Source organism: Roseibium album, assembly GCF_001404515.1.
GTDB lineage: Bacteria > Pseudomonadota > Alphaproteobacteria > Rhizobiales > Stappiaceae > Roseibium > Roseibium album.
The window spans coordinates 597,343-623,386 of record NZ_CXWE01000005.1 but is presented as its reverse complement, the minus strand read 5'-3'; the positions used below and the strand labels follow the sequence as shown (position 1 = coordinate 623,386).

26 protein-coding genes and 1 tRNA gene are annotated in these 26,044 nt (G+C 57.4%); 14 read left to right on the top strand and 13 right to left on the bottom strand.

Annotated elements, in window-relative coordinates; translation table 11 throughout:
* Positions 1–132 precede the first annotated feature (132 nt).
* Both LA5095_RS19760 and mnmA read right to left on the bottom strand, forming a co-directional pair.
* Positions 133–209 (bottom strand) — tRNA-Met (locus LA5095_RS19760).
* A 112-nt stretch (positions 210–321) separates the two neighbouring features.
* The gene (mnmA, locus tag LA5095_RS19755; protein ID WP_055117961.1) at positions 322–1,500 is read right to left on the bottom strand and encodes a tRNA 2-thiouridine(34) synthase MnmA; all 1,179 of its coding nucleotides are present in this window, start codon (positions 1,498–1,500) and stop codon (positions 322–324) included.
* Between the two features lie 314 nt (positions 1,501–1,814).
* On the opposite strand from mnmA, the gene LA5095_RS19750 reads away from it, so the two are divergent.
* From LA5095_RS19750 to flhA, 9 genes are all read left to right on the top strand, one after another.
* A complete protein-coding gene (locus LA5095_RS19750; protein WP_055117959.1) occupies positions 1,815–4,007 on the top strand; it encodes a flagellar hook-length control protein FliK in 2,193 nt (730 codons plus the stop codon).
* 35 nt (positions 4,008–4,042) lie between these two features.
* On the top strand, positions 4,043–4,702 hold the full coding sequence (locus tag LA5095_RS19745) for a flagellar hook assembly protein FlgD (RefSeq protein ID WP_055117957.1): 660 nt from the start codon (positions 4,043–4,045) through the stop codon (positions 4,700–4,702).
* Between the two features lie 425 nt (positions 4,703–5,127).
* Entirely contained in the window at positions 5,128–5,403 is a 276-nt protein-coding gene (gene sciP, locus LA5095_RS32100; protein ID WP_029065927.1) for a CtrA inhibitor SciP, read from the top strand.
* Positions 5,404–5,717: 314 nt separating this feature from the next.
* The gene (gene fliF, locus LA5095_RS19740) at positions 5,718–7,331 is read left to right on the top strand and encodes a flagellar basal-body MS-ring/collar protein FliF (protein ID WP_082442898.1); all 1,614 of its coding nucleotides are present in this window, start codon (positions 5,718–5,720) and stop codon (positions 7,329–7,331) included.
* On the top strand, positions 7,331–8,380 hold the full coding sequence (fliG, locus tag LA5095_RS19735) for a flagellar motor switch protein FliG (protein ID WP_029065174.1): 1,050 nt from the start codon (positions 7,331–7,333) through the stop codon (positions 8,378–8,380). The genes fliF and fliG overlap by 1 nt, the downstream gene beginning before the upstream one ends.
* Positions 8,380–9,111: a FliH/SctL family protein gene (locus tag LA5095_RS19730; RefSeq protein WP_055117953.1), complete on the top strand. Its 732-nt coding sequence runs from the start codon at positions 8,380–8,382 to the stop codon at positions 9,109–9,111. Before fliG ends, LA5095_RS19730 begins: the two co-directional genes overlap by 1 nt.
* Entirely contained in the window at positions 9,108–9,443 is a 336-nt protein-coding gene (fliN, locus tag LA5095_RS19725) for a flagellar motor switch protein FliN (protein ID WP_055117951.1), read from the top strand. The genes LA5095_RS19730 and fliN overlap by 4 nt, the downstream gene beginning before the upstream one ends.
* Before the next feature lie 12 nt (positions 9,444–9,455).
* Complete coding sequence (gene flbD, locus LA5095_RS19720) at positions 9,456–10,808, top strand: sigma-54-dependent transcriptional regulator FlbD (protein WP_055117949.1); 1,353 nt, start codon at positions 9,456–9,458, stop codon at positions 10,806–10,808.
* 72 nt (positions 10,809–10,880) lie between these two features.
* On the top strand, positions 10,881–13,067 hold the full coding sequence (gene flhA, locus LA5095_RS19715; RefSeq protein ID WP_055117947.1) for a flagellar biosynthesis protein FlhA: 2,187 nt from the start codon (positions 10,881–10,883) through the stop codon (positions 13,065–13,067).
* Between the two features lie 64 nt (positions 13,068–13,131).
* Here the strand turns inward: flhA and LA5095_RS19710 are convergent, their stop codons facing one another.
* The 6 genes from LA5095_RS19710 to LA5095_RS19685 all read right to left on the bottom strand — a co-directional run bounded on the left by LA5095_RS19710 (position 13,132) and on the right by LA5095_RS19685 (position 16,121).
* Entirely contained in the window at positions 13,132–13,392 is a 261-nt protein-coding gene (locus LA5095_RS19710; RefSeq protein WP_055117944.1) for a hypothetical protein, read from the bottom strand.
* Between the two features lie 142 nt (positions 13,393–13,534).
* A complete protein-coding gene (locus tag LA5095_RS19705) occupies positions 13,535–13,849 on the bottom strand; it encodes a hypothetical protein (RefSeq protein WP_055117942.1) in 315 nt (104 codons plus the stop codon).
* 433 nt (positions 13,850–14,282) lie between these two features.
* Complete coding sequence (locus LA5095_RS19700; RefSeq protein WP_144436057.1) at positions 14,283–14,588, bottom strand: hypothetical protein; 306 nt, start codon at positions 14,586–14,588, stop codon at positions 14,283–14,285.
* Between the two features lie 214 nt (positions 14,589–14,802).
* The gene (locus LA5095_RS19695; RefSeq protein WP_055404334.1) at positions 14,803–15,201 is read right to left on the bottom strand and encodes a nuclear transport factor 2 family protein; all 399 of its coding nucleotides are present in this window, start codon (positions 15,199–15,201) and stop codon (positions 14,803–14,805) included.
* 36 nt (positions 15,202–15,237) lie between these two features.
* A complete protein-coding gene (locus tag LA5095_RS19690) occupies positions 15,238–15,648 on the bottom strand; it encodes a hypothetical protein (RefSeq protein WP_055117936.1) in 411 nt (136 codons plus the stop codon).
* Positions 15,649–15,845: 197 nt separating this feature from the next.
* A complete protein-coding gene (locus LA5095_RS19685; RefSeq protein WP_055117934.1) occupies positions 15,846–16,121 on the bottom strand; it encodes a hypothetical protein in 276 nt (91 codons plus the stop codon).
* 148 nt (positions 16,122–16,269) lie between these two features.
* Here LA5095_RS19685 and LA5095_RS19680 point away from each other — a divergent pair, with 148 nt between their 5' ends.
* Positions 16,270–16,884, top strand: a complete 615-nt coding sequence (locus tag LA5095_RS19680) for a GNAT family N-acetyltransferase (RefSeq protein WP_055117933.1) — start codon at positions 16,270–16,272, stop codon at positions 16,882–16,884.
* A 232-nt stretch (positions 16,885–17,116) separates the two neighbouring features.
* Here the strand turns inward: LA5095_RS19680 and mtnA are convergent, their stop codons facing one another.
* Complete coding sequence (gene mtnA, locus LA5095_RS19675; protein ID WP_055117930.1) at positions 17,117–18,223, bottom strand: S-methyl-5-thioribose-1-phosphate isomerase; 1,107 nt, start codon at positions 18,221–18,223, stop codon at positions 17,117–17,119.
* 239 nt (positions 18,224–18,462) lie between these two features.
* Between mtnA and LA5095_RS19670 the strand changes: the two genes are divergently transcribed.
* Positions 18,463–19,044 (top strand): hypothetical protein, encoded by a 582-nt coding sequence (locus tag LA5095_RS19670; protein ID WP_029065160.1) that lies wholly within the window; start codon positions 18,463–18,465, stop codon positions 19,042–19,044.
* Between the two features lie 129 nt (positions 19,045–19,173).
* Here the strand turns inward: LA5095_RS19670 and LA5095_RS19665 are convergent, their stop codons facing one another.
* Positions 19,174–20,103, bottom strand: coding sequence for a metallophosphoesterase family protein (locus tag LA5095_RS19665; protein WP_055117928.1), 930 nt, complete (start codon positions 20,101–20,103; stop codon positions 19,174–19,176).
* Positions 20,104–20,184: 81 nt separating this feature from the next.
* Complete coding sequence (locus LA5095_RS33425) at positions 20,185–20,310, bottom strand: hypothetical protein (protein ID WP_268873271.1); 126 nt, start codon at positions 20,308–20,310, stop codon at positions 20,185–20,187.
* Positions 20,311–20,640: 330 nt separating this feature from the next.
* On the opposite strand from LA5095_RS33425, the gene LA5095_RS19655 reads away from it, so the two are divergent.
* Positions 20,641–21,126, top strand: coding sequence for an NUDIX domain-containing protein (locus tag LA5095_RS19655; RefSeq protein ID WP_082442897.1), 486 nt, complete (start codon positions 20,641–20,643; stop codon positions 21,124–21,126).
* A 24-nt stretch (positions 21,127–21,150) separates the two neighbouring features.
* On the opposite strand, the gene LA5095_RS19650 is transcribed toward LA5095_RS19655, so the two are convergent.
* The gene (locus tag LA5095_RS19650) at positions 21,151–22,125 is read right to left on the bottom strand and encodes a glutathione S-transferase family protein (RefSeq protein WP_055118102.1); all 975 of its coding nucleotides are present in this window, start codon (positions 22,123–22,125) and stop codon (positions 21,151–21,153) included.
* 374 nt (positions 22,126–22,499) lie between these two features.
* On the opposite strand from LA5095_RS19650, the gene LA5095_RS19645 reads away from it, so the two are divergent.
* Together LA5095_RS19645 and LA5095_RS19640 are read left to right on the top strand one after the other, a co-directional pair.
* Positions 22,500–22,994: a GNAT family N-acetyltransferase gene (locus tag LA5095_RS19645; protein WP_055117924.1), complete on the top strand. Its 495-nt coding sequence runs from the start codon at positions 22,500–22,502 to the stop codon at positions 22,992–22,994.
* 224 nt (positions 22,995–23,218) lie between these two features.
* Complete coding sequence (locus LA5095_RS19640; protein ID WP_055117922.1) at positions 23,219–24,010, top strand: substrate-binding periplasmic protein; 792 nt, start codon at positions 23,219–23,221, stop codon at positions 24,008–24,010.
* Here LA5095_RS19640 and LA5095_RS19635 read toward each other — a convergent pair.
* On the bottom strand, positions 23,963–26,038 hold the full coding sequence (locus LA5095_RS19635; protein WP_055117920.1) for a hypothetical protein: 2,076 nt from the start codon (positions 26,036–26,038) through the stop codon (positions 23,963–23,965). The two genes, LA5095_RS19640 and LA5095_RS19635, sit on opposite strands and share 48 nt — an antisense overlap.
* Positions 26,039–26,044: the final 6 nt, after the last annotated feature.

Sequence of the window (26,044 nt, the reverse complement as noted above, 5' to 3'; positions counted from 1 at the left end):
AAATCCTCCTCTATCCGTTAAGCCGAATTTGTCTCATTGGCGCTGAACCCGGACACTGAAACGGTGGCTGAACGCTTAGTTCATCCGCTCCGTGCGTGATACTTGATTAACTTGGATCGTCTTGGCTGAAATTGGTAGCGGAGGAGGGACTTGAACCCCCGACACGCGGATTATGATTCCGCTGCTCTAACCACCTGAGCTACTCCGCCATCACGCGCCTGCCGAAGGTTGGGCCTGCGCAACGTGGGGTGCTTATAGTGAGGCTGTGGGCAGGCGTCAAGAATAGAATCCGCGCCTGCGGGCAATCTTTTCCGTTTGACTTCAAGCTGCGGAAACCGGGGCTTCTGCTTGTGGAAAATCAACGGTCCATGCACCGGATTGTTCGGTCTTGTGGATCCAGCCGCCACCCAGAACCCGTGCGGTTTCATCGTCGCTGTCGAAGAAGACACAGGCCTGGCCGGGGGCAACACCGGTTTCGCCATTGGCGAGATCGACGAAGCCCTTGCCATTCAAAATACGCAACGTTGCCGGGGCCGGCGGACGTGTCGAGCGGACCTTGGCGAAAAGCTCGATTTCGTCTCCCTCGTCAAGGGGCTGATCGCCGATCCAGTTCATTTCCCGCAGCAGGATTGTCCTGGTCGCAAGTGCCGCGCGCGGGCCAACGATCACGCGCCGCTGGTCCGCGTCCAGTCGCACCACATACAGCGGTTCGCCGGTTGCGACACCGATGCCACGGCGCTGTCCGATCGTGAAGTGGATGATGCCGTCATGATTTCCCAGAACGCGTCCGTCCATATGCACGATTTCGCCCGGCTCGGCCGCGTTGGGACGCAGCTTGCGAATGACTTCGGCATAATCGCCATTGGGAACAAAGCAGATGTCCTGACTGTCCGGCTTGTTGGCGACCGACAGCCCGAACTCCGCCGCCAGTTCGCGTACCTTGACCTTGGGCATGCCACCAAGCGGGAAGCGAATGAAGTCGAGCTGTTCCTGTGTTGTGGCAAAGAGGAAATAGCTCTGGTCACGATCGAGGTCGGCAGGCCGGTAGAGCGCGCGCTTGTTGCCCATCTGGGCGGACCGGACATAGTGGCCGGTTGCCAGGGCATCGGCGCCGAGGTCCCTGGCGGTTTTCAGAAGGTCGGTGAACTTGACCGTCTGATTGCACGAAACACAAGGTATGGGCGTTTCACCGGCAATGTAGCTGTCCGCGAACCGGTCCATGACCTGTTCCTTGAAACGGCTTTCGTAGTCCAGCACATAGTGCGGAATGCCGATCTTTTCGGCAGCCCGCCGAGCGTCGTGAATGTCGACGCCAGCGCAACAGGACTTTGCCTTGGCAACGGCGGCGCCGTGGTCGTAAAGCTGCAAAGTGACGCCGAGGACATCATAGCCTTGCGCCTTCATCAGTGCGGCAACCACCGAACTGTCGACGCCTCCGGACATGGCGACGACAACACGCGTGTCTTCCGGGCGACCGGGTAGATCGAGACAGTTTCGCATTTTTCAACACTTCCAGAAGTCGTTTCCGCTTTGGTGGCAGGCCTTGTCAAGGCTCGGCTCTTTGCGCATGTCTCAAAAGCAGCGCACCCTCACGGGCGTTTCAAATTTGGCGGCACTATACAGATATGTCCCTGGGAAGCCAATTGCTGTGAAAGCGGAGCAGGCATGCTTTGCCCGACCGGCAAAGCTTGCCGCCCAAAAGGCGTTTCAACAGCGACCTTGTTTTTATGAAATCTAGTTAAATCAATACTTTAAGACAGTTCACAAAACTGGCCCGATGCTTGCTTTCATATTGGCGACGTATTGTGCCCTGCATGTGGGCGAAGATTTCGGGGGCGAATTTGCTGCCATTTGGATTACTTACCGGTGTGCCGACCGGGTCTGCTGCTGCGGGAGCACTTGGTTTGCCTGGCATGGTCAAGGCAGACGGCGACCTTGCGGGCAAATCCGGATTTGAAACGGAGCTCGGCGCATTTGCTGAAAAAATTGCCGGCGAGGAAGGGGCGGGAGCTGAAAACGCTGAAATCGTTTCGGGCTCGTTTGCAGTGCCCCTTGAAGTCGATATTCAGCAGGTCAAACCGAATATAGGCATAGTGCCTGGTGGCAATGGCCAATCGGACTTGCCGGCAGTCCCTGCAGGACCTGCAGATGATATTGCTGCCGTGGATGATCTGGTTGCGGTGCCTGCTGCTGCTTCCGGCACTGTTTCAGGAGCGGTCAGGCAGGCAGGTGCTGCCCCGGTTGCGGGAGGCGCGGCGGCCGCCAATGTTGCTGCTCTCGCCGGCGAGGCAGTTCCCGCTGCCGGTGTTGCTCCGAGAAGCACGACTGTTCCCACTGTCAAGGCCGCTGGTACACCTGCTTCAGACCAGCTCTTCAAGAACGTGTCTCAACCGGCGGCAAATGCTGTGGTTTCGCCTCAAAGTGCGGCTCAGTCCGCCGACCCGATTGGTGGGCGGGCACCGGCTGATGCGGCAGTGCAGACCGTTGTCTCAAGTCGTGTCGAGGATGAGGTTGAAAGCGAATTTAGAAGAAACCGTTCCGAATTGCCCACCCAGTCTGCGAGAGTTTCTCTGCCGGCGGTCCCGTCTCAGGGTGCTGCGACGGTTCCCGAATTGTCTGCAGAGCCTGTGAAGACGGCGTCCGTACAAGCTCCGCTCTTCGAGGGAGCTTCCGAGGAGGTCTCCCGGCACGTCGCCGGACCGAGTGCATCGGCAAGGGCGCCTTTGGCGGAGACGGACGGCGAAACCGCCGTGCAGTCCAAGCCTGTCATGACCGAAAATGCCGCGGTCCCGCCCGTAAAGCAGGTCGTGCGCCGTTGGCAAAGTGAATTGCCGAGCGAATTGCGTGCTCCTGCTTTGACGCCTGTTCAGTCCGTTGCCCCGACCCGGCAGGAGGTTTCTTCGACGGTCCCCGTTTCCGCCGAAACCGGCGCTCTTGCCAGTTCCGCCTCGCAGGCACAAGCCGCCAGGGCCATTTCACCGGCATCGGCCGGGATCGACGTTTCTGACGGGGTTGCAAAGGGACCTGTTCCGGCTATCAACAAGACCGTCAATGACAGCGAAAACGGTTCGGAGACCGGGGTCGTCAAGGTTGCTGCGGCTCCGGCCGTATCCGAAACTGCTGAAAAGCCGGTTTCCGGCCCTCCGCAAGTCCAGGTGGTGTCGCAACCCTCGGGCATCGCTGCCGTGCCGAAGGTGCCAGCACAGGGGCAGCCTGAATCCGTTCCGGCATTTGAAGAAGCTGCCGCCGACCCGGTTCTGCCGGAAGAGGATGCCGCAAGCAAGGATGTCAAACCGGCTCACATTGGCGTGGGTACTGAAAGAGCTGCCGAAAGCAGCAACCGTCCCGCAGGAACGGAGGCAACTGGCAAGGTTGCGGCGAGTGGGGTGGATCCCAGACCTGCCGGCGGCACTCCGGTTGCCGCGGCATTCCTTGCATCCCAGTTCGCCGCCGAGGAGTTTCAGCCTGGCGGTCAGCCACTGGATGCGAGCCTTGGTACCGAGTTCGGTGCTACGGTGCGTGGCGGTGATGGAATGGGTGCCATGAGGACAGAAAGCCTGCAGGTGCCGACGCAGGCGCAAGCAGGTCAGGTCGCGACACAGGTTGCTGCCGAGATCGCGCGAAATCTCAAGAATGGGCAGACCCGCTTCCAGATGCGCTTCGACCCGCCGGAACTGGGCCGTGTTGAAGTCAATATGAGGGTCGGCGCGGACGGCGGTGTCCATGCACATCTGATCGTGGAGCGCCCGGAGACACTGGACATGTTCCTTCGCGACCAACGTGGTCTGGAACGTGCGCTTGAGGCGGCTGGATTGAATGCAGATTCTGAAAACCTGCAATTCTCCCTGAAACAGGATGGCAGCCGTGATTTTGCCTCAGATGACGGCCAGTCCGACCAGTCCGCTGAAACGGATCAGGGTCAGGAAGAGGCTGAACCTGAGGATACCGAAGACATTGTCCGGTTGACGCTCGCGTCTCGGCCGGGCGGACTTGATCTGAAGATTTGAGAACGAGGATGGCTTGCCATCCGGGGAGTTAAGGCGTGACGACAGTATCTTCCAGCACGACTACGGCGGCGCAAAGCAGCAGTACGGCCAGCCAGTCCGGCCTCATGGCGAATTACGAACTGTTTCTGAGCATCCTGACCACCCAGATCCAGAACCAGGACCCGCTGGACCCGATGGATTCTGCTGAATATACAAATCAGCTGGTCCAGTATTCCAATGTCGAGCAATCAATCCAGCAAAACAAGAACCTGGAGCAGATCCTTGCCTCGCTCAGCAGCACCATGAGCATGAGCTATGTCAGCTACATTGGAAACGAGGTGGTTGCGGACGCGTCTACCACTACGCTTTCCGGTAGCCAGGCAAGCTGGGATTATGAACTCGGCGGCAGCGCAACGGGAACATACGAGATCTACAATTCCAGCGGCTTGATGGTCTATCGGGGAGACGCGGACCTGCAGGCCGGAAAGGGAACCATCTCCTGGAACGGGCAGTTGACCGCCGGTGGCAAGGCTGCGGACGGACTTTATACAATTGCCTTTGACGTAAAAGACGCCGACGGCAATCGTGAAAACGTGCTCATCGAAACAAAAGGTGTCGTGGACAGCGTTGACCTTTCCGGGAATGAGGTGATCCTGAATGTCGGTGGGCAGAAGATCCCGGTCTCGTCCGTCACCTCCGTTTCCGCACCGAGCTAGAGCTGGTCCTATTCCATCAAGTGCGCCCGCAGTCTCAATGCTGTTCCGGGACAAGAAAGGCCTGCAATTCGGGCCTGATGGCTGCAATTCCAATCAAAAAGTCGATGCAATTGCCCGCCGTTGAGGAAAAACGGCGCGGTTTTGTGCTTTGAGCCGGTTTTTTCGGGCGGTTCTGCAATGGGTGAAGCCGTGCGCGGTTTCGCGTTTCATCGTTTTGCCTTGCAATTTGCGCGAGGCAGTAATCATGGTTAACAAAATCATCTATTAACGTTAAAACTCTTAGTGGTTATCTTTGCAAGTTCCTAAATATCATTCACTAAATTTCGATTTTATAGTTAATAAAAACACAACTTTGCTTTAGTCGTTTGTTAAGCGTCGTCTAGTAGTCTCCTCTCACCTTGGTCATGGTTTAGTGTGAGAGTACAATGACCGAACAAATTCGTTCGCGTGTAAAATATGTCATCGGCCCGGATGGTAGTCCGCTTACTATTGCAGACCTACCTCCTACATCCACAAAGCGATGGGTTATCCGTCGCAAGGCTGAAGTTGTTGCCGCTGTTCGCGGCGGCCTGCTGTCGCTGGAAGAGGCGTGCCAGAGATACACTTTGACAGTTGAGGAGTTCCTCTCCTGGCAGAGTTCAATCGAAAAACATGGACTGGCCGGGCTTAGGGCCACGCGCATACAGCAATACAGAGGCTGAACTCTAGTCGAAAACTGTAAACAGGCGTATTCCTGAATGCGCCCGAAAAGGCCGGCACTGCCGGCCTTTTTATTTGTGTGATTTGATCTGAAAACTTATCCAAAAATTAATGAGCTAGGCAGTTTTTCCCCACTTCACTTGCGTTTTGCAATCCGGAAAATCGCAGAAAACAGCCGTTCCGTATAATTCTCAACCAAACCGTTAACCAGTTGTTAACCCTCTGGGCGGCAAATTTTGCCCATCGAGGGTGTGGCGTGTCTGGCCGACTCCAATAATAAACGGCTTAGACATGCTTCTGATGCGGGCGGGCATACGTGAACGGATTAATTGATTTCATAAAAACGCTTGGGCCGGCACGTATCGCGGCGATGGGTGCTGTTGCCGCAATTCTGGTTGGCGTTTTCGCATTCATCATTCTTCGCGTTACGTCCCCGCAGATGACGACGCTCTACAACGAATTGACCCTGGAGGACTCGGCGGCGATCGTGACGCAGCTCGAGAGCCAGGGTGTCCAGTTTCAACTTGCGCGCCAGGGTGCATCCATTCTTGTTGCCAAGGAGCAGGTAGCCATGCTCCGGATGCAGCTCGCGGCCGAAGGATTGCCGACGGGCGGTTCGATTGGCTATGAAATCTTTGACCGGAGCGACACACTGGGAGCTACCAGTTTCGTTCAGAACATCAACCATTTGCGGGCAATGGAGGGCGAGCTTTCACGGACGATCGGTTCGCTCGACAGGATCCGGAATGCTCGCGTGCATCTGGTTGTGCCCGAGCGTCAATTGTTTCAACGGGATCGCCGCCCGCCGTCGGCGTCGATTGTCCTGAATGTACGCGGGGCGCTTGGCCCGGGCGAAATCCGTGCAGTTCAACACCTCGTGGCGACAGCGGTTGACGGGCTGGATCCGGACCGGGTGTCGATCGTGGACGAAAGCGGCCGGTTGCTGGCGTCCGGAGCGGGCGGTGATGAAGATGGCATGATTTCAAGCTCGCTGCAGGAGCGTACGACCGCCATTGAGGGCCGGTTGCGCAATCAGGTCGAGGAGATCCTGAATTCCGTTGTCGGGCCCGGGCGGGCGCGTGTCCGCGTGAATGCAGAAGTCGACTTCAACCGTCTGACGGAAACAACCGAAACATTCGATCCGGAAGGTCAGGTCGTCCGTTCCACGCAGACAAAGGAAGAAGCGACATCGTCGGTAAGCAGGAATGGACAGGTAACCGTCGGCAACGAGCTTCCCAATGCGCAGGCGCAGGAAGGTGAAGAAGGCCGCGATACGGCGTCACTGACTGAGGAAGTCGTCAACTACGAGATTTCGCGGTCGACGCGGACGGAAGTCGTGGAAGCCGGTCAGGTCAGGCGATTGTCGGTGGCGGTGCTTGTCGACGGTACCTATCAGCCCGATGGCGACGGCGCCCCGGTCTACACGCCCCGTTCACAGGAAACACTCGACCGGATTGCTGTTCTGGTCCGTTCCGCTGTCGGTTTCGACCAGAACAGGGGCGATCTCGTGGAGGTCGTCAACCTGCAATTCGCACTGCCGCCACAGGACGATCTGATGGCGGACAGCAACGGACTGTTCGACTTCACACGTGACGACATCATCCGATTTGCCGAGCTGGGGGTTCTCTTCCTGATCACAATCCTGCTGTTGCTTTTCGTCGTCCGTCCGCTGTTGCGCCGGATCGTGACGCCTGAAGAAAAACAACCGCAAGAACTGATGATCGGCCCGGATGGCACTCTGGTGGTTGAAACGGAAGTGCCCAAGGAAGAAGACGAGGAAGATGAATTCGTGATCGAGTGGCTCGAGCAGGCGCGGCAGGAAGGCGCAATGCAGGCAAGTTCGATCTCGAAAGTTGGCGACATGATCAAGGACCATCCGACCGAAGCGGTGACAATCGTCCGCGGCTGGCTGGATGAGCAGGCAGCCTGATGTCAAGTGATCAACTTCAACAACACCTGACGATCAGTTCGGACGAGGAAGAGCGTGAGCTCAAGGGAGCGGAACGGGCTGCGGTTCTGCTTCTTGCGCTGGGAGAAACGCATGGTTCCCCGATCTGGGAAAAGCTCGATGAGATCGAGGTTCGTCAGGTTTCAGCGGCAATGGCCAATCTTGGACCTGTCACGCCGAACATGCTGGAAAATCTTTTCAAGGACTTTGTGCGCCGGGTCAGCTCCAGAGGCTCGCTGACCGGGAATGTGGATGCTACCGAGCGCTTGCTGGCGAACTTCCTTCCCGGCGACAAGGTGTCGGTCATCATGGAAGAAATTCGAGGCCCCGCCGGACGTAACATGTGGGAGAAACTCTCCAACGTTCAGGAAAATGTTCTCGCCAACTATCTGAAGAACGAATATCCGCAGACCGTGGCGGTTGTCCTGTCCAAGATCAATTCCGACCACGCCGCACGGGTTCTCGGTATTTTGCCTGAAGAGCTGGCTCTTGAGGTGGTCAGCCGCATGCTGCGGATGGACGCTGTCCAGAAGGAAGTCCTGGAAAAGGTGGAGCAGACACTCAGGGTCGAATTCATGTCGAACCTGACCAACACCTCGCGCCGGGACAGCCACGAGATGATGGCGGATATCTTCAACAATTTCGACCGCCAGACAGAGGCGCGGTTCCTGGCAGCGCTGGAGGAAGACAACCGCGAGGCGGCCGACCGGATCAAGACGTTGATGTTCACTTTCGACGATCTCCTGAAACTGGACGCAGCGAGCTGTCAGACCCTTCTGCGGCATGTGGAAAAAGACAAGCTGGCGATCGCGCTCAAGGGCTCGACAGATCCGGCACGGGAGTTTTTCTTCGGCAATATGTCATCGCGCGCGGCGAAGCTTCTGGAAGACGACATGGATGCGCTCGGACCGGTGCGCTTGCGCGACGTCGACGAGGCGCAGACAGGAATGGTGAACAAGGCCAAGGATTTGGCAGCGAAGGGCGAGATCATGATTTCCAAGTCCAAGGGCGATGAGGAAATTATCTACTGATGCGCCAGATGGCAGGTACCTACAACTCAATGGGCAGCATGACCAACCCGTCGAAATTTCTGTTCAACATGGACTTCACCGCGCCGGAGGAGCCCGAAGTGGTTGTGGCGCCGGAGCCGCAAATTCCGATGATCCCGGTGGCCGATCACGAGAAGCTGCTGGCGGATGCCAGGGCCAAGGCATTCGAGGAAGGCCGCGTCCAGGCATTGCAGGATCTCCAGACGAAGCAGGAGACATTGCTGACCGCGGAAGCAAACCGGCTTGTGGATGTGGTCGGACAGATAGTCGAAACGCTCGACGAACAACTGGCTGCGCAGGAAAACGATGCCATAAGCCTCGCATTTCTTGTGGCCAGACGCCTTTGTTCGCACCTGATTGCGCGTCAGCCGCTGGCGGAAACCGTCGCCCTGGTGTCAGAATGCCTTGGGCCGCTCAGAAAAGCACCGCATCTGGTCATCCGAATTGCGGACGGTGACGTCGACGCGCTGAAGGCACAGGTGGACCCGATCGTGCACGAAAAAGGCTTTGACGGGCGTCTTGTCATTCTCGGTGAACCCGAGATCGACCGCGGAGACTGCCATATCGAATGGGCGGACGGCGGTATCAGACGGGACCGTAAAGCGCTTGAAAAAGAGATCGACACAAGCATCAAGACGTATTTGCGCGCACGCAGTGTTGCCAAGACAGACAGCATGTCCGCGACTTCGGCGGAAAGGAAACCTGAAGTATGAGCGACGAACAAGATACCAGTATTCCCCTTGACGAACTGGAGGCGCCACAGCGCGACCTTGAGGACGAAAAGGGGCCTTCAGCAGACTCTGCTGCCGACCTTGAAGCCGTTTTTGACGTCCCTGTCAGGATTTCGGCCGTGCTCGGACATTCCAAGATGCATGTGTCCGACCTGTTGAAACTCGCGTCGGGAACAGTTCTGGAGCTCGACAGGAAAGTCGGCGAAGCGATCGACATTTACGTGAATGACCGTCTGGTCGCCCGTGGAGAGGTTGTCCTGGTGGAGGACAAGCTGGGTGTGACCATGACGGAAATCATCAAGACCGACCGGTAAGGAAGCGAACAGATGCGCCTGTTAATTGTCGGAACACTTGGCGGTCAGCTTACGACGGCATCGAAAATTGCCATGCAGGGCGGTGCCCAGGTCACGCATGCAGATGATGTCGAAGGAGCGCTGAAGGTTCTCAGGTCCGGCCGTGGTGCGGACCTCCTGATGGTCGAAGTTCACCTGGATATCGCTGGGCTTATAGCCAAACTCCAGAACGAGCGGGTGCATGTTCCCGTTGTTGCCTGTGGGGTTGAAACGGATGCCCAGGCAGCGGTATCGGCAATCCGGGCCGGTGCAAAGGAATACATCCCGCTGCCGCCCGATCCGGAAATGATCGCAGCCGTACTCCAGGCCGTTGCACAGGAACGCGGTGACCTGATCTACCGTGATGAGGCCATGGCCACGGTGGTCAAGCTGGCCGAACAGGTTGCGCCGTCCGAAGCCTCGGTCCTGATCACCGGTGAATCGGGTACAGGCAAGGAAGTGATCGCCCGGCACGTGCACAAGTGTTCGAATCGCGCGTCGAAGCCCTTCATATCGATCAACTGTGCCGCCATTCCCGAACATCTTCTGGAATCAGAACTCTTCGGACACGAAAAGGGAGCTTTCACCGGTGCTGTCGCACGCAGAATCGGCAAGTTCGAGGAAGCCGACGGCGGCACGCTGCTCCTCGACGAAATTTCAGAAATGGATGTGCGGTTGCAGGCAAAACTGCTGCGTGCGATCCAGGAGCGTGTAATCGACCGGGTCGGCGGCACGCGACCGGTCCCGGTCAATATCAGGATCCTGGCAACCTCCAACCGGGATCTGGCCGAAAGTGTTCGAGAGGGGCAGTTCAGGGAAGATCTGCTGTTCCGTCTGAACGTAGTCAATCTCAAGCTGCCTGCGCTGCGCGAGCGACCGGCGGACATCATGGAACTCGGGCAGTTCTTCATCAAGCACTATTCCGAAGCCAACGGCGTGCCGGAGCGCGCATTGTCTGTGGAAGCCAGGCAGGCGCTGATGTCCAACCCCTGGCAGGGTAATGTGCGAGAGCTTGAAAATACCATGCACAGGGCCATCCTGCTGGCGTCCGGTGAAGAGATCGGTATCGAGGCGATCCGCATGCCGGACGGGTCTCCACTGTCGGTTTCCCGTAGTCCCGCCGAACGGGCGGCGCAGACGGCCGAAGCCGTCACCCGATCTTTCGTGGGCCGGACTGTGGCGGACGTGGAACGGGATCTCATCCTCGACACGCTGGATCACTGTCTCGGCAACAGGACACATGCGGCGAAAATACTGGGCATTTCCATTCGCACGCTGCGCAACAAGCTGAATCAGTATACCGATGAAGGCGTTAGCGTTCCCGGACCAGGGGAAGCGCGGGCGTAAGGTCACGAATTCGAACAAAGCCGGGCGCCGACGGTAGAGTAACAGGGCACCTGCAAGGAACCGGAATAAAGAATGTCGGACACGACAGCAGGCGGACAAGGCGGATCTCCGGATCCGGCACCGGAACAACAGGTGGCGACAGCAGCTGCGGCTCAGCCTGCCGGCGGTTTATCCAGGTTCCCGAGCGTTCAGGAGATCATCGAAACGCTCCGCAAGGGGGATGTCGGTCTGGCCACCGGCATACTGGTGATCCTGACCCTGCTTATCCTGCCAATGCCGCCGATGATGCTGGACATGTTCCTGGCGGTGTCGATCATCTTTTCCGTCATGATCCTGATGACCGGGCTGTTTATCCAGAAGCCGCTCGAATTCTCGTCCTTTCCGACGGTGCTCCTGATTGCGACCATGCTGCGTCTTGGGCTCAACATCGCCTCCACGCGCCTCATCCTGTCCAACGGTCATGAAGGAACTGCTGCCGCCGGAAACGTCATCCAGTCCTTCGGCAATCTCGTCATGGGCGGAAATTTCGTCATCGGGATCATTGTCTTCGCGATTCTGGTGATCGTGAACTTTGTCGTGATCACCAAGGGCTCGGGCCGTATCGCCGAAGTTGCCGCCCGCTTTACCCTTGATGCGATGCCCGGCAAGCAGATGGCGATCGACGCGGACCTTTCCGCCGGGCTTATCGACGAGACGGAAGCCAAGTCGCGCAGAAAGGCGCTCGAGGACGAAAGTTCGTTCTTCGGTGCCATGGACGGTGCCTCGAAGTTCGTGCGTGGGGATGCGATTGCCGGCCTTCTGATCACCTTCATCAACATTCTGGGCGGCATCTTCATCGGCGTAGCCCAGATGGAGTTGACCTTTTCGGAAGCAGCGAACAACTACACGCTCCTGACCATCGGTGACGGACTGGTGTCCCAGATCCCGGCACTGATCGTTTCGACCGCGGCGGGCCTGCTCGTTTCCAAGGCGGGTGTGCACGGGGCCGCCGACAAGGCGCTTGTCAGCCAGTTCACCGGCTATCCGAAGGCGCTCGGCATGTCGGCCGCGGTGATGGTCATCCTGGCACTCCTGCCCGGGATGCCCATGTTTCCTTTTCTCGCGCTGGCCTGTCTGGCCGGATATCTCGCCTTTCAGGTGGGAGCGCGGAAGAAGAAGGAAGCCGACAAGGTTGCCGAGAAGAAGGCCGTGGAAGCGGCTCCGAAACCACCGCCCGAACCGCCGATCACCGATGCGCTCAAGATGGACGAGCTCAGGATCGAACTGGGCTATGCCCTTCTGCCACTGATCAACGGCAAGGCGCAGGGCGATGGCGATATCCTGACCGAACAGATCAAGGCGCTGCGCCGACAGGTCGCAGGCGACATGGGGGTGATCATGCCGCCCGTGCGCATCCTCGACAATATTCAGCTCGGCGCAAACGACTACGTCATCAAGGTCAAGGAAGTCGAGGCGGGCAGGGGAATACTCTATCCCAACCACTACATGGTCATGGATCCGGCCGGCGGCCAGGTGAAACTGCCGGGCACGCACACGACGGAGCCAACTTTCGGCCTGCCGGCAACCTGGGTGGAAGCGCAGTACCGTGAGGATGCATCCCTGCGCGGTTACACGGTCGTCGATCCGGCAACGGTGCTCTCCACGCACCTGACAGAGACCATCAAGACAAACATCAGCGAGCTCCTCACATATGGAGACGTTCAAAAACTGCTCAAGGAACTGCAGGGCGAACAGGCCAAGCTGGTCGAGGATCTTGTTCCTTCGCAGATAACCGTTTCCGGATTGCAGCGTGTTCTGCAGGCGCTGCTTGACGAACGGATTTCCATCCGGGATCTCGGCACCATTCTGGAGGGTGTTTCCGAGGCCACCGGGATGACGCGCAATACCGATACGATTGCCGAGCACGTCCGCTCCCGGTTGGGAAGACAGATCTGTGCAGCGAACCTGGCGCCAGGCGGCTACCTGCCGCTCATTGCCCTCTCGCCACAATGGGAGCAGGCTTTTCTGGAATCCATTGTTGGCGAAGGCGACGACCGCCAACTTGCCATGCAGCCGAGCAAGTTGCAGGAATTCGTCGGCAAGGTGCGCGATGCCTTCGAGGAAGCTGCCCAGCAGGGCGAAGTGCCGGTGCTGCTGACATCGCCGATGACCCGCCCCTTCGTGCGCTCCATCGTCGAACGCTTCCGCGCGCACACGACGATCATGAGCCAGTCTGAAGTGCATCCCCGGATCAAGCTGAAGACAGTCGGGTCGATTTGAGCATTTCCGAAAACTGGCATCCTTCGTTTTGCATACTCAAATGCCTGTTTCCTCCGCCCAGACTTCAGCCTGCATCAACTCCACCACACTCTGGTGAATGAGTGCCCAGTGCGGCATCCCTGTGGGTCCTTCCGTAATCGGCGGAGGACGTGCGATCACGTCCCAATGACTTCTTGGCGACGTTCAGCGATATCAGCATGACGACAAACAACGGAAGGATGGCGGCCCCGGCAAGGTGATGGTAAGGCGCAGGCAAAATGTTTGCCAGCACAAGCGCCAGAACCAGCGCGGCCAGGGACACACAAAAGATCCTGAATGCTGTCATTCACAATGCTCCCTGTTTGTTACATCGAAAAAGTCCAAATCGTCGTGCCTATTGGAAATATGGCATATAATACAATGAAATAGTGCAATTCCAAATTATGTGATTTTGACCAGGTTTTTTCGTGATTGTCTGAGGCTGCACTTTATCTTCTACGCCAGGTCTTTCTGTCGGACGTAGGGCTCCATCTGGCCTTGAGCGCGTTACGGCCGGTCCACTTGCACTTGCTCCACGACGGCGGCCTGATGCAGGCGATGCCGGAGAATTGGCCATTTTTATCCACCAGGATCGTGTTTCCGGGGATCTTTTTACAAGCAAAGTTCGGCGGTGCCGGTTTTGTCGGCCGGAATTCCTGCATGGCTTTTTTCATGTCACGCTCGTATTCCTTGCTCTGCATTTTCTGCTTGAACGACAAGTGTTTGTACTTTTGCTTGAGTTCCTTTCGAAGGTGGGAAATCATTTGATCCGATGGATCCGGAATACTCCTGATATACTTTACCAGGTTCTTGTATTCCGATGCCGTATCACATGCGTAATAGGCATCCTGTGCAGCAAGTGTTTGTTCCGCTGTTGAGAGCGCGAAAACAAAAACACAAAGCCTAAGAACATTATTCACTTATTGTCGCTTCCCAAGTGTATTTCGGTCGATCTGTTGAAATTTAAACGCCTGAGCAGTTTTTCTATCCAAAATAACTCTTGGTTGCAACGGCGGGGAAGCTGCAGACAGAGGCTTGAAACATCAGGATCAGAGCATGCAAATGCCCCGTTGCCGTCTCCGTATCGGGAAGGGACCGACCTTTCGTGCGCCCCCTCGTCGAACGCTTCCGCGCACATACGATGATCATTTGTCGACGGAGGTTCATTTGCTCATCAAGCTGAAGACAGTCTTGTCCTCACTTGATCAATTCATCGCCGCACGTGTCTGCCGCGGTCTGGATGATGAGTTCTGCAACGCTCAGGTCCTTGTCCGAGCTTGAGCGTATAAAGATGACAACTTTCTTGGTGAAGGCGCCGAGTGTTATGCTCCTATAGCATTCAATAAAGTTGTCGTAGGTCTTGAGCCCGTTCTCACGGGACAAAAGGGTCATGCCGTCCAGAGCACCCGCGACGTAAAAGAACTGCAAATCACCCGGAAGCTTGAGAAACTGGTTTGCGCTGAGACTGTAGGCCGCTCGCTTGTTTTCTTCGGTCGCCAGCACTGTTTGCACCTGTGAGAAGCACAAAAGACTGATCAAGAATAAATACTTTTTCAAAAGCTCACTCCCCAAGCGCCGGCTGTTTGCGCAAGCCTGATAAAAATCACGATAAGTCATCGAGCCAGATGGCGTAGTTGCTGGATACAAAAATGGCAAGTGCCGGAGCGATCATGCAGAGGTTAGTGGCCCAGTCAGGCGAAATGAATTTTTCGAGCAGTCATCTGGACCAAAACTCTTCGCTTTCAGCCGGCAGCGCCTCTACCATCCAGATCCGCTCAATCCGTTGGTCGCGCAGCGTCATCAGGTAAGCTGCAAAATTATGTAGCTCACGGCCCTTTCGAGCAGCCCGGACTTCGACCATCATCATCACCTGTTCCGCATTCACGTCCGCGACCTGGGTGATGGTCAGCCTGGGGCGAACTGTTGGAATATCCAGTTTTTCCAGCAGACCCATATATGTTTCGCGTCCGTTCGACTGCTTTGTGCTGCCGTCACTTTGCGTTACGTCCGCCACAAGGTCCTGGGCGAGGTAACTTGCCATGGCGGGCAAATCAGCGGCATTGAATGCGTCGACAAAGGCCCTGATGATCGAGATATTTGTTTGCCGGGTTGGCATCGCGCTGGTTCCCTGTTGTTCCCGCTGTCCCGTATCTCATTTCCCGATGTCCGCGCCGGATTCCCGCGCCATGAACCAGGGCACGGCCCAGATCGCGGCAATGACCGCAATATCGAGAAACCCGTGAAACGCAGTATAGGAGAGCCAATCCGCCGGCATCAGACCGGCCATGAGTTCAGGGTTGTTTTTCAATTCGTCCGGGAATGCGTTGATAAGGGCCATGCGCAGATTTCCGAGCCTGATGATTGCCAGTAAATTGGATATCGCAAATACAAGGAATGCACCGCTCAGGATAATCTTGAGAATCTTCGAATTGGTATATTGATGTCCCGCCGCCATTATGCCGACCACTGCAGTCGCAACGGCGATGTAAAGATTCCAGTAGGTGTTCACTTCCTTTGAGCTGTCCATGCTCAGCTGAAGCAGCGATAGCGAGTCACCGTCCATTTCAGGTACTCCTGCAGAGAGGTGATTGGCTCAAAGTGTAGTTGCAAAGTGGTATGAGAACAATCTTCTGCAGCGAAATGACACCACACGTGTCACCCATTTCCGAGCGGTTCAAATGGCAGGTTGTTCTGTTTCCTGATCGAGGAAGCCGGGCGCGAGTGGCGACAGTCTGACGAAAAGCTTGAACCTTATGAGGGTCAAACCAGTACGTTCACCCGTGCCATGACTGCCGTGGTGTTGGCATACGGGCCTGCCTGGTTCTGGTTCTGCATGACGAAGACAGTATTGGCCTGAGTGGCCTGTGCGCCAATGGCCGTGAAAGTACTGGCGACAGCCCGAAGTTCCTGCATCTTTTGTGCGGAAGCCTGGCGTTTCTTGTTCCATGCCTGATTGTAGTCGGACCAGGTGGATTTCCCCTGTGACCGGTATTTGCTGTGATAGTCGCGTTGGACGTAATTGCCGACTTTTGGCATGGGCGCATCTTTCCTGGATACAATGCCAATCTCTCAAGGCGTGGTTAACAGACGGTTAAAGGCGTGCAATACGCAATTCGACCCCTTGGTGAACCGGGGAGCAGCTGTTAAGCCGGTTCGGGCTTGGTAAACGTCTTTCGGGGAAAAAATGTCTGACCATGTGCTTGATCTGAATGGCTTTACGGAAATTCCGGGCGGCAAGGTCGCTTTTGTCGTCACCTATCTGGAAATGCTGGCAGCACCCGACAAGCCTCTTGCCCCGGCAAGAGACGACGTGAAGCTTGAAAGATGGCATGTGCCTGATCCGGGCACCTATCGCGAGCTTTTCAGAGAAGTGGGCGAAGACTGGATCTGGTTCGGCCGCCTGACCTATGACGATGCGACACTCTCGAAACTGTTGAACGAGCCAGAGCGGGAAAACTTCCTGCCACTGCGAGACGGCAAACCCGTCGGCATTCTGGAACTCGACTATGCACATCCGGAAGAACCGGTCGTTGCCTATTTTGGTCTTGTTCCCGGCGCGATCGGCGGCGGTCTCGGGCGCTGGTTGATGTCGCAGGCAGTCGAGATGGCCTGGTCCCGGCCCGAAACCCGCCGGCTCTGGCTGCATACCTGTACAGCCGACAGCCCGCAGGCTTTGAAATTCTACATGTCCTGTGGCTTCAAACCGTACAAGCGCGCCATCGAAGTGGCGGATGATCCAAGGCTGCTGGGTCATCATCCGCGGGAAAAGGCTCCACATGTGCCGGTAATTGACGGGTAGTTTGGTGTCAATCCCGTAGCGCTCATCAACCAGTCGCAAATCCCGGAAGTCATCCCCGACCTGATCGGGGATCCAAGCGTTTCCAAAGTGCTTGATGATTGCTGGCAGGCGCAGCTGACATGCAAGCCAGACCGCCCGTTTCGTGTCCGCGGGTCACTGGTTCGCATCCCCGATCAAGTCGGGGATGACGGTTTGAAATTCGGTCGACGCAAGTACCTCGGAACCTTGGCTTTCAAGCACTCATCTTGACCCGTTCCGGAAATGCCTGCGCGATGGCTTGACGACTGGGCTCCAGGATGCCGCGTTCGGTGATGAGACCGGTCACCAGCCGGGCAGGTGTCACGTCAAAGGCCGGATTGCCGACGTCAGACCCTTCGGCGACGATGTTGATTGTCTGGATATCGCCGCGGTCGGTTCGACCGGTCATCCTGCTGACTTCACTGCCGTCGCGTTCTTCAATCGGGATTTCCCGTACGCCATCGGAAAGGGCAAAGTCGATCGTCGGCGAGGGCAGGGCGACGTAGAAGGGGACATCATTGTCCTTTGCGGCAAGTGCCTTCAGATAGGTGCCGATCTTGTTGCAGACGTCGCCGGTCGCTGTCGTGCGGTCCGTGCCGGTGATGACAATGTCAACCTGACCATGCTGCATCAGGTGGCCGCCGGCATTGTCGACGACCACGGTATGCGGCACGCCGTGGTGGCCGAGTTCCCAGGCCGTCAGGAAAGCTCCCTGGTTTCGGGGACGCGTCTCGTCCACCCACACGTGAACCGGAATGCCACCTTCATGGGACATGTAGACCGGGGCGGTTGCTGTTCCCCAGTCGACGGTTGCCAGCCATCCGGCATTGCAATGGGTCAGGATGTTGACCGGCTCTCCCTTGCGCTTGGTTTCGGAAATTGCCGCGATCAGTTCCATGCCATGCATGCCGATCGCCATGTTGATACCTATATCCTCGTCGCAGATTTCGTTGGCCAGCGTGAAGGCGGCGGCGGCGCGGTATGCCGGCTCGACCCGGATGAGGTTCTTGCGCGCCCGATCGAGCGCCCAGTGCAGGTTTACCGCGGTCGGGCGGGTTTGCAGCAGAACGGAACAGGCGTTGTGAAGCCCTTCGTCGGAGCTGTCAGCCCGCATGGCAAGCGCAACGCCATAGGCGGCGGTTGCTCCGATCAGCGGAGCACCGCGTACCTGCATCACGCGAATGGCGTGGGCTGCATCTTCCATGGTGCGCAGTTTGGCGATTTCAAAGGCATATGGGAACTTTGTCTGGTCGATGATTTCGACACTGTCGCCGTCCTTTGCGAGCCAGATCGTGCGATATTTCTTGCCATCGACATTCATGGCGTAACCTCCCAGGCACGGCGGAACCAAAGCATTCTACCTTTGCATAACCCATGATTTGGGGTGAGGCCAGCGCCGGCTTGCTGGCGTCAGGGTTAAAAATCTCTTAAACTTCGTTAACCAGTTTTGGATCATTGCCGGTGGAAAGGCAGCAGATGCGGCGAGGCAGCCGTTTCGCGCTGCAGGGAGTCAGTTAAGACTTGTTCCACGAACGGCAAAAGAACGGAGTCAGGCAACACATGTCTGAAATGCAGGATAACGTCGTCCCACACACACGCATTCGCTCGCTGCGCGATGCCATCCGCAAGGTTCAACTCGGCGAAGTCGAACGATCGGATGTGGTGGTTGAGCTTCAGGATACCGAGCGCGCGCGTCTCGACATGCTTGCCGATGAGCTCAAGGACGTCTTCAAGGAAATTCCTGAAGACGACGACCAGTTTTCACTGCAGATCATATCCGGCTCAACGCCGCGCCTGTGGATCGACGCAACAAGTCATGTTGCCGTCGGGGGCGATCGCAAGACATACCGTTTCCTGAAGGACACCCGCCTGGGCCGGGTCGTCATTCTTGAGACAGCGAATATCGACGACATGGCCGATTGCCTGACCGAATACATCGCCGAGCGCGTGATCGAGCGGGAAAAAGCGCTGGAAGGCGACTGGCTCAACAGCCGGCTGAAAGAAGTCGCCCAGGAATCCAGGGTCGTCCGGGTCAGAGAAAGCAGAACCTCCTGGCTTGCCGTTGCCGGTGCGTTCGGCATCGGTATCGCGGCCGGTGTCATCGGTCTGATCGCCTTTGCGTGGTTTGCCAATCCGATTTGAGGCACCTGCCGGGCTAAAAACCTGAGTTTCAGGCTGCTGCTCGAATGATTGCTTCCGTAACGCCTGGTTGGCGGTTTTCGGCAAATTCGGATAGTTTGAAATTTTCGAACTCACGGCGCGTTCGTTGCTTCAATTGCTGTTCGGGACTGCGATCTCCCGGGCATTCAGCAGGGTTGCAGGCGTGTTTGAAGCCTCGAAGCCGTGCTCCTCCATCAGGCAGTTCCAACCGGCATCTTTCTTTTCGATCTTGAAGAGGTTGTAGCGTGCCGCCGGATTGTGACCTCCCGGTGCGCTGGTGGCCGAAGGCACGCCCACCACCGCAACGGGACCATCGGGCCCTTCGATTTCCTCGAAGCTGTCGATATGCGTGTGCCCGTGCAGGATCAGTTCCGCTCCTGCACGCTTGACCACCGCCCGTACACGCGACGCATCGGAAAGTCGCTTGTGCCATTTCGTGGCCTGCTTGAACGGCGGATGATGCAGCATGACGACACGAAAGAGGTTCTCCTTGCCGAGTTCCTCCAAAATGGTGCGCAGACGCTTCGCCTGATCGCTGCCAACCCTGCCGGTGGCAAACCAGGGAGCTGTGGCACGACCGGTCGTGACGCCGATCAGGGCGACGTTTTCGCGAATCCGGACATAGGGATAAGTTGCCTCGGACCTTGTTTCCTGCGGCGGTGCACGCTTGGCCTCGTCCGCACACATGTAGGGCCACCAGGCAGTGCGGGCCTTGCGGACTGCGCCTGGAACATAGGCATCGTGGTTTCCGGGGACGACCGAGACGTCGTCGGGTTCGCCAAGTTCCTCAAGCCAGGTCCGCGCCCCGGCGATTTCAAGCGGAAGCGCAATATTCACCAGGTCACCCGTGACGGCGATGTGGTCCGGTTCCTGGGCCTTCATGTCCTCGACAAGCTGGTCAAGATAGGTCGAGCCCATGATCTTGGAGCGGTTCCGCTGCCAATTGAGGTAGCCGAGAATGCGCTTTGAAAAGAGCTGAATGAGCTTGGGATCGGGCAAGGGGCCGAGATGGGGATCGGAAAGATGCGCAAGCGTGAACATGGTGGCGCATCTTCAAATCAAAATGCGCCGCGTCAAGGAAATAACGCGGCGCATTGAACGCTTAACAGGATTTTCTTTCGGTCAGGCTTTTGCCGTGACCTTGCTGTCTTTCGCCGCAACAGGCTTTGATGCCTTGTCCGACACGCTTACGGCGCTACGGGTCGTCTCGCGCAGGGTCGCATTCACAACATTTACGAAACCGAACATCTTTGCTGCTCCGCTCTCGGTTTTTCCGGACCTTAGTTGGTCGGGAAAGTGGTCAATGCTGCAGCAACGCGTGGGTTGCTGAGGTCTACTGACGGCTTCCACTGGTAGTGGGCGGGGCGTGTGCGGCGTTTGCCGAAGAGTGCGTTCAACATCGTCTTGTTCCTTTGGAGGTCCCGGCAGTGGCAAAGGCTGCCTTCGAAATCATCATTGTGCACGTTATATAGGCACTGACTTGACGAAGTAGGAGCGCTATTCCAGCGTATCAGCCCTGCAGCGATTGCATGGGTTAATTTAGTTTTACTTTAGGGAATTCGGCTGCAATCTGATGAAATGTTGAAGTTATTGTCCATTCTTCCGACTTCCTGGACCAAAAGGATCGTCCAGAGTGCAGTGCTGCTCAGGAACCCCTACATCCTCGGTGTCAGGGTTATCGTTGAAAACGAGAAAAAGCAGGTTCTGCTGGTTCGTCATACCTATCTTGAAGGATGGTATCTGCCAGGCGGGGCCGTTGATGGCGGCGAGACGCTGGACAAGGCTGCCGCGCGGGAAGTCATGGAAGAGGCGGGTGTCATCGCTGCCGAGACGCCGCGCTTGCTGGGCATGTATCTCAACCGGGAGGCAACCGGGCGCGATCATGTCGGCCTGTTCCACCTGAGGGAGTGGAGCAAAGCCGATAGTTTTCTAAATCCGAATACGGAAATCGCCGAGGCCGGCTTTTTTGCGCCGGACGCCTTGCCGGACACTCTCAGCCCGGCAACCGGACGCCGCCTCGACGAATTCAGGACAGGCTCTTACCCCGCGGGTGCATTCTGGTAGATTTCGGCCTGTTTCCGTTTTTGCTCATGCTGCCGCCGGCAAGCGCCCACGATCATGTGGTTTCAGGAAGTCAAGTTCCGGCCCTACGGGAACGATGCGCGTCGGATTGACGCTTTCGTGCGAGCCGTAATAGTGCTGCTTGATCGTCGCCATATCGACCGTCTCTGCCACACCCGGCGTCTGGTAAAGTTCCAGTAGGTAGTTGGAGAGGTTCGGATAATCGACGATCCGCCGGATGTTGCACTTGAAATGGCCGACATAGACGGCGTCGAAACGCACAAGTGTTGTGAACAGACGCCAGTCCGCTTCCGTCAACCGGTTTCCTGTCAGGTACCGATTGGAACCAAGGATACCCTCCACGAAATCCAGTGATTCAAACAGTGCCTCGACAGCCTCTTCATAGGCGTCCTGCGTGGTTGCGAAACCGGACTTGTAAACGCCGTTGTTGATCGTGTGGTAGATCCGCTCGTTGATCGTGTCGATCTCCTCACGCAGGTCTTCGGGGTAAAAATCCAGCGTTGATCCTGTTAGGCCGTTGAACCCGGAATTGAACATGCGGATGATTTCCGAAGATTCATTGCTGACGATCGTTTCCCGTGTCTTGTCCCAGAGGATCGGCACAGTTGCGCGGCCGGTATAGGCCGGATCAGCCTTGGCGTAGATGTTCCATGCGTATTTGGCACCGGTGAGAGGTTCTGCTTCGGGAAACTCCCAGCCGTTTTCCAGCATGAGCGGCTGTACCGCAGAAAGTGTGATCACGTCTTCCAGGCCCTTGAGCTTGCGGAAGATCATCGTTCTGTGCGCCCAGGGGCAGGCGTAGGAGACAAAGAGATGATACCGACCGGCCTCCGCCTTGAAATCCCCTTTGCCGCTCGGGCCCGGCGAGCCGTCGGCCGTGATCCAGTTGCGGAACGAAGCGTCCTTGCGGACAAACCGGCCACCGCTCGATTTCGTGTCGTACCATTGGTCCGTCCAGACCCCGTCAACCAGCAATCCCATGTTGCGCTCCTTGCGTTTCCTCTTGAAGAAGGTTGTGCGCCATGCCCGGAAATCAATCAACTGAATGCTGTGTTCGGGATGGGTGAACAATTACAGCGGACTTCCTTCCTGCAAAAAAGCGCTGGACCGAAAGAGTGTTGCGTGGTAACCGCTTTGCCTCACGAATGAACCGCCGGGTCGACGTATTTCCCCCGGCGCAACTGACGAGACTGGGATTAATGACCGCAGGTCTGATGCTCCGACGACGAACCGACCGACGAGAAAACTCTCGTCCGCTCCGTCGCGGCTGACTTAATCCCGGACTATCAGAACACATCTTCGGGTTTTTGGCAGGCGCGCCTTGGGTTAAAGATCGCTTGTTCAGGAACAGTCTCATGAAACAGACCACTTGGGTCATCCGGCTCGAAGATGCCGCAGACAACACCGCCATCGAAGACCTCCAGGCCGAAGCATTCGGACCGGGACGGTTCGCCCGGACAGCGTTCCGCATTCGCGAGAACGTTCCCCATCGGCCGGATCTTGCATTTGTCGGGCTTGTGGGGTCCCACATTGCCGGGTCGATCCGGCTGTCACCGATCCTGATCGGCGACTCGGAAGCGCTGTTGCTTGGTCCGTTGACCGTTTCTCCGGACTTCAAGAACAGGGGCCTCGGCAAGGCCCTGATGCGCACGGCGATGAACGCAGCCGAATTGGCAGGTGACGGTATCGTTCTTCTCGTCGGCGACGCGCCCTATTACAGTCCCTTCGGTTTCCAGCAGGTCCCTCCTGGCCAAATTACGCTTCCGGGCCCTGTTGATCCAGCAAGGCTGCTGGTCGCGCTGATGAATGATGCGGAGATGCCTGTGGGGGCGGTGCACGGCGGGTACTGAGGCGGGTTGCCAAGTCGTCGTTTCAAGCTTTGAGTTTCCGTCTACAGAGAAGCAAGGCCCCGGAACAAGTGCGCACGGTGTAACCTCAAGCCGTGTAAACGTGCTGGATTGGAGTGTTGGAAGAACAGACAAGCTGTTCTTAACAAGATCATGAGTTATAATCCAAGCAAATAGACCACGGATCCGCGAAGCAATACAGCTGCCGTCGGCATCTGGGAGTTCCTATGCGCTTGATTTTTTATGTATTGTTATCTGCTGTACTATATTTTCAGGTACAGTTTTCTGCGTTTTCGATTGAGCAAAAGCAACCCGATCTTGTTATTTACACCGAAGACTACAAACCGTTTTACTTCCGTGGCGACAATGGCGAACCGGCAGGCTCAGTGACTGAACTTGTCAGAACGCTGGCGGACAGGACCGGGATACGGATAGAGATCCATTTACGCCCGTTCCGGCGCGGATTGAATGCCGTGAACACCAACAAGAACCACTGCTTCATGGCCCTGTGGCGCACTGCGGCGCGAGAGCCTGACTTCAATTGGGTCGGGCCATTGCAGATCGACGGCTTTGCCTTTTTCGCGCTTGAAGAAAGCGAAATCTCGCTAAGCAAGATGGAGGACAGTTTCCCATACGCCACGGGAGCGGTCGGTGGCTGGACCAGTACATTGGCAGCCCGGAAGGCAGGACATCCCAATCTCGTGCTGGTCGACGATGACGCCCTTAATCTGAATATGCTCAAACAAGGTCGTACACAGCTCTGGCTTGGCGGTCTGCTGTCAGCGCCATATGTTGCCGGGGAGCAGGGGATATCGATAAAAAACGTATTCACGGTTGAGAAAGTCGATCTGTCGCTGGCCTGCAACCCTGCAACAGACACCTCCTTGACGGATCGTCTGCAGGTGACGCTCGACAGCTACACAATCAAGGGCGGTAATGCTGCACCGGGTCAGAGCGAGGAACAGTTCCGGTCACCGTCCCTCTCGATACCAGGTCAGAGACAGCATGCCGAGCAGTAGCGCAAGCCCGAGAAGGCCGATCATCAGCGGGTAACGGTCGACGCCGTTGAGGACACTGGCTTCCGTCGCCTTCAGGCCGATCCAGCCGTTGCCGGCGTAACTTGCCGATGGATGCATGGAGACGACGCGCGGGATATCCAGGTCGCCGCCCACATCCCTCAATCGCTCGGTGCTGCCGCCGGTCGCTTCGCTGATCGGCGACAGGACTTCGGTCGTCGACAGCACGTCCGTGTATTCACGCGGGTTCTGCGGTCCGACGTGAATGAGCGCGCTCATTTCTCCATCGGTTACCGAAAACAGACCGGTTTCAGTGGCTGGCAGTGTGCCGCGCCAAAGGCCTGGATCCTGCTCGGTCATGGCGACCTCGTCCACGTCTCCGGTCGGGGTGGTCACGGTGACTTCACCGATCGTGTCACCAAGCGTCTGACGTTCGATCACGAGATCGGACCCGAGGATGGAAACGTTCAAGGCCTCTTCTTCAAGATCAGGCTCCTGCATCAGCCAATGCGCGAGCCGGCGGAGCAGCGGGACGTGCGGGCCGCCGCCCTCAAAGCCACGCGCCCAGAGCCAGACATGGTCCGACAGAAGCATGGCAACCCGGCCTTCGCCTTCGCGGTTCAGAACCAGAAGCGGCGAGTCGCTCGGTCCGGACATCAGCTGATGCCCCGCGTCAAGCTGGGTATCGACAGCACGGAACCAGCGACTCCAAGCCGGCGGGTCCTGTTCGGACCCGGGCAAGCCTCTCGTTACCGGGTGACGTTCACCGAGGCTGGCAAGGGTTGCATAGAATGGTTCTTCCAGAATGCCGCCGGTCGGGCTTGCAGGCAGAATGGGTGCAAGCGGCGTCCGATAAAGACTGCCTGCCTCCGCATAGTCCGGACCACCCGCCAACAGAACGGCGCCCCCATTTTGGACATATCTGGCAATGTTGTCGAAATAGAGCATTGGCAGCACGCCGCGCCGGACATAGCGGTCGAAAATGATCAGGTCGAACTCGTCGATCTTGACGGAAAAAAGTTCACGTGTCGGAAAGGCGATCAGCGACAGTTGGTTGATCGGTGTGCCGTCCTGTTTTTCCGGGGGGCGCAAAATGGTGAAATGAACCAGGTCGACAGAGGCGTCGGACTTCAACAGATTTCGCCAGGTACGCTCGCCCGAATGCGGCGATCCGGATACCAGCAGCACCCGCAGGTTCTCGCGGATGCCGTCGATGGTCACCACCGCGCGGTTGTTCAGGTTGGTCAGTTCGTCACCGAGAGGTTCGGCTTCGAATTCGAAGATGTTGTCGCCGCCATGGGCAATCTCGACGGGAATGTCGATCTTTTCACCGGTGCGCGCCGTGCGCTCGCTGATGACGTCGCCGTCACGCTTGACGGTCAGCCGGACCTGATCTCCAGGACCTGTGCCCTGACCCTGGTCGACCACTGTCAGGCTCACTGTCTGCTCCGAACCGACCAGGCCAAATCTCGGTGCCTTGTCGAGCACAATCCTCCGGTCCCGTTCCTCCGGCGCACCGGTGATCACGCCGTGAACCGGTGCATCGAAGCCGAGTGCGCCAGCACTCTCGGGAACATCGTGTATCTGGCCGTCCGTGATGATGATCGCGCCGCCGACCCGCTCGGGAGGAACGTCGGCAAGGCCATTGGAAAGCGTCTGGAAAACTTCCGTTCCGTTGCCTGAACCCGAATTGCGGGCCTCGAGAACACGAAGGTCGAAGCCTTTCAGTGCTTCGACACGGCTCTGTATCTCGGCCGCGACTTCCTCGGTCGTCGCTTCCCGGTCGGCAAGACGCTGGCTCTGGCTCTTGTCGATCACAAGCGCCACAACGCTCGAAAGAGGCTCCCGGTCTTCGCGTTCAACGGCGGGATTGGCCAGGGCGAACAGCAGCAAGGCCATGGTCAGTGCCCTGAGCGCCCAGCCACGCAGATTGAGGTAGCCGGACAGTCCGGCGAGCAGAAACGCCACAACGGCACCGGCGATCAGTGCCCAGAAGGAAAGCAACGGGTCGAAGGAAAGTGACCAGACCATCAGCGC

What these genes read in the sequence shown, in the direction of transcription:
- LA5095_RS19645 (WP_055117924.1), top strand. Translation starts at nt 22,500, where the DNA reads ATGAAACAGACCACTTGGGTCATCCGGCTCGAAGATGCCGCAGACAAC.
- LA5095_RS19750 (WP_055117959.1), top strand. Translation starts at nt 1,815, where the DNA reads ATGTGGGCGAAGATTTCGGGGGCGAATTTGCTGCCATTTGGATTACTT.
- LA5095_RS19665 (WP_055117928.1), bottom strand. Translation starts at nt 20,103, where the DNA reads ATGTTCACGCTTGCGCATCTTTCCGATCCCCATCTCGGCCCCTTGCCC.
- LA5095_RS19690 (WP_055117936.1), bottom strand. Translation starts at nt 15,648, where the DNA reads ATGGACGGTGACTCGCTATCGCTGCTTCAGCTGAGCATGGACAGCTCA.
- LA5095_RS19710 (WP_055117944.1), bottom strand. Translation starts at nt 13,392, where the DNA reads ATGACAGCATTCAGGATCTTTTGTGTGTCCCTGGCCGCGCTGGTTCTG.
- LA5095_RS19680 (WP_055117933.1), top strand. Translation starts at nt 16,270, where the DNA reads ATGTCTGACCATGTGCTTGATCTGAATGGCTTTACGGAAATTCCGGGC.
- fliN (WP_055117951.1), top strand. Translation starts at nt 9,108, where the DNA reads ATGAGCGACGAACAAGATACCAGTATTCCCCTTGACGAACTGGAGGCG.
- LA5095_RS19650 (WP_055118102.1), bottom strand. Translation starts at nt 22,125, where the DNA reads ATGGGATTGCTGGTTGACGGGGTCTGGACGGACCAATGGTACGACACG.
- mtnA (WP_055117930.1), bottom strand. Translation starts at nt 18,223, where the DNA reads ATGAATGTCGATGGCAAGAAATATCGCACGATCTGGCTCGCAAAGGAC.
- flbD (WP_055117949.1), top strand. Translation starts at nt 9,456, where the DNA reads ATGCGCCTGTTAATTGTCGGAACACTTGGCGGTCAGCTTACGACGGCA.
- mnmA (WP_055117961.1), bottom strand. Translation starts at nt 1,500, where the DNA reads ATGCGAAACTGTCTCGATCTACCCGGTCGCCCGGAAGACACGCGTGTT.
- LA5095_RS19685 (WP_055117934.1), bottom strand. Translation starts at nt 16,121, where the DNA reads ATGCCAAAAGTCGGCAATTACGTCCAACGCGACTATCACAGCAAATAC.
- LA5095_RS19655 (WP_082442897.1), top strand. Translation starts at nt 20,641, where the DNA reads ATGTTGAAGTTATTGTCCATTCTTCCGACTTCCTGGACCAAAAGGATC.
- LA5095_RS19730 (WP_055117953.1), top strand. Translation starts at nt 8,380, where the DNA reads ATGCGCCAGATGGCAGGTACCTACAACTCAATGGGCAGCATGACCAAC.
- LA5095_RS19705 (WP_055117942.1), bottom strand. Translation starts at nt 13,849, where the DNA reads ATGATTTCCCACCTTCGAAAGGAACTCAAGCAAAAGTACAAACACTTG.
- LA5095_RS19670 (WP_029065160.1), top strand. Translation starts at nt 18,463, where the DNA reads ATGTCTGAAATGCAGGATAACGTCGTCCCACACACACGCATTCGCTCG.
- fliG (WP_029065174.1), top strand. Translation starts at nt 7,331, where the DNA reads ATGTCAAGTGATCAACTTCAACAACACCTGACGATCAGTTCGGACGAG.
- LA5095_RS19635 (WP_055117920.1), bottom strand. Translation starts at nt 26,038, where the DNA reads ATGGTCTGGTCACTTTCCTTCGACCCGTTGCTTTCCTTCTGGGCACTG.
- LA5095_RS19640 (WP_055117922.1), top strand. Translation starts at nt 23,219, where the DNA reads ATGCGCTTGATTTTTTATGTATTGTTATCTGCTGTACTATATTTTCAG.
- flhA (WP_055117947.1), top strand. Translation starts at nt 10,881, where the DNA reads ATGTCGGACACGACAGCAGGCGGACAAGGCGGATCTCCGGATCCGGCA.
- LA5095_RS19695 (WP_055404334.1), bottom strand. Translation starts at nt 15,201, where the DNA reads ATGCCAACCCGGCAAACAAATATCTCGATCATCAGGGCCTTTGTCGAC.
- LA5095_RS33425 (WP_268873271.1), bottom strand. Translation starts at nt 20,310, where the DNA reads ATGTTCGGTTTCGTAAATGTTGTGAATGCGACCCTGCGCGAGACGACC.
- sciP (WP_029065927.1), top strand. Translation starts at nt 5,128, where the DNA reads ATGACCGAACAAATTCGTTCGCGTGTAAAATATGTCATCGGCCCGGAT.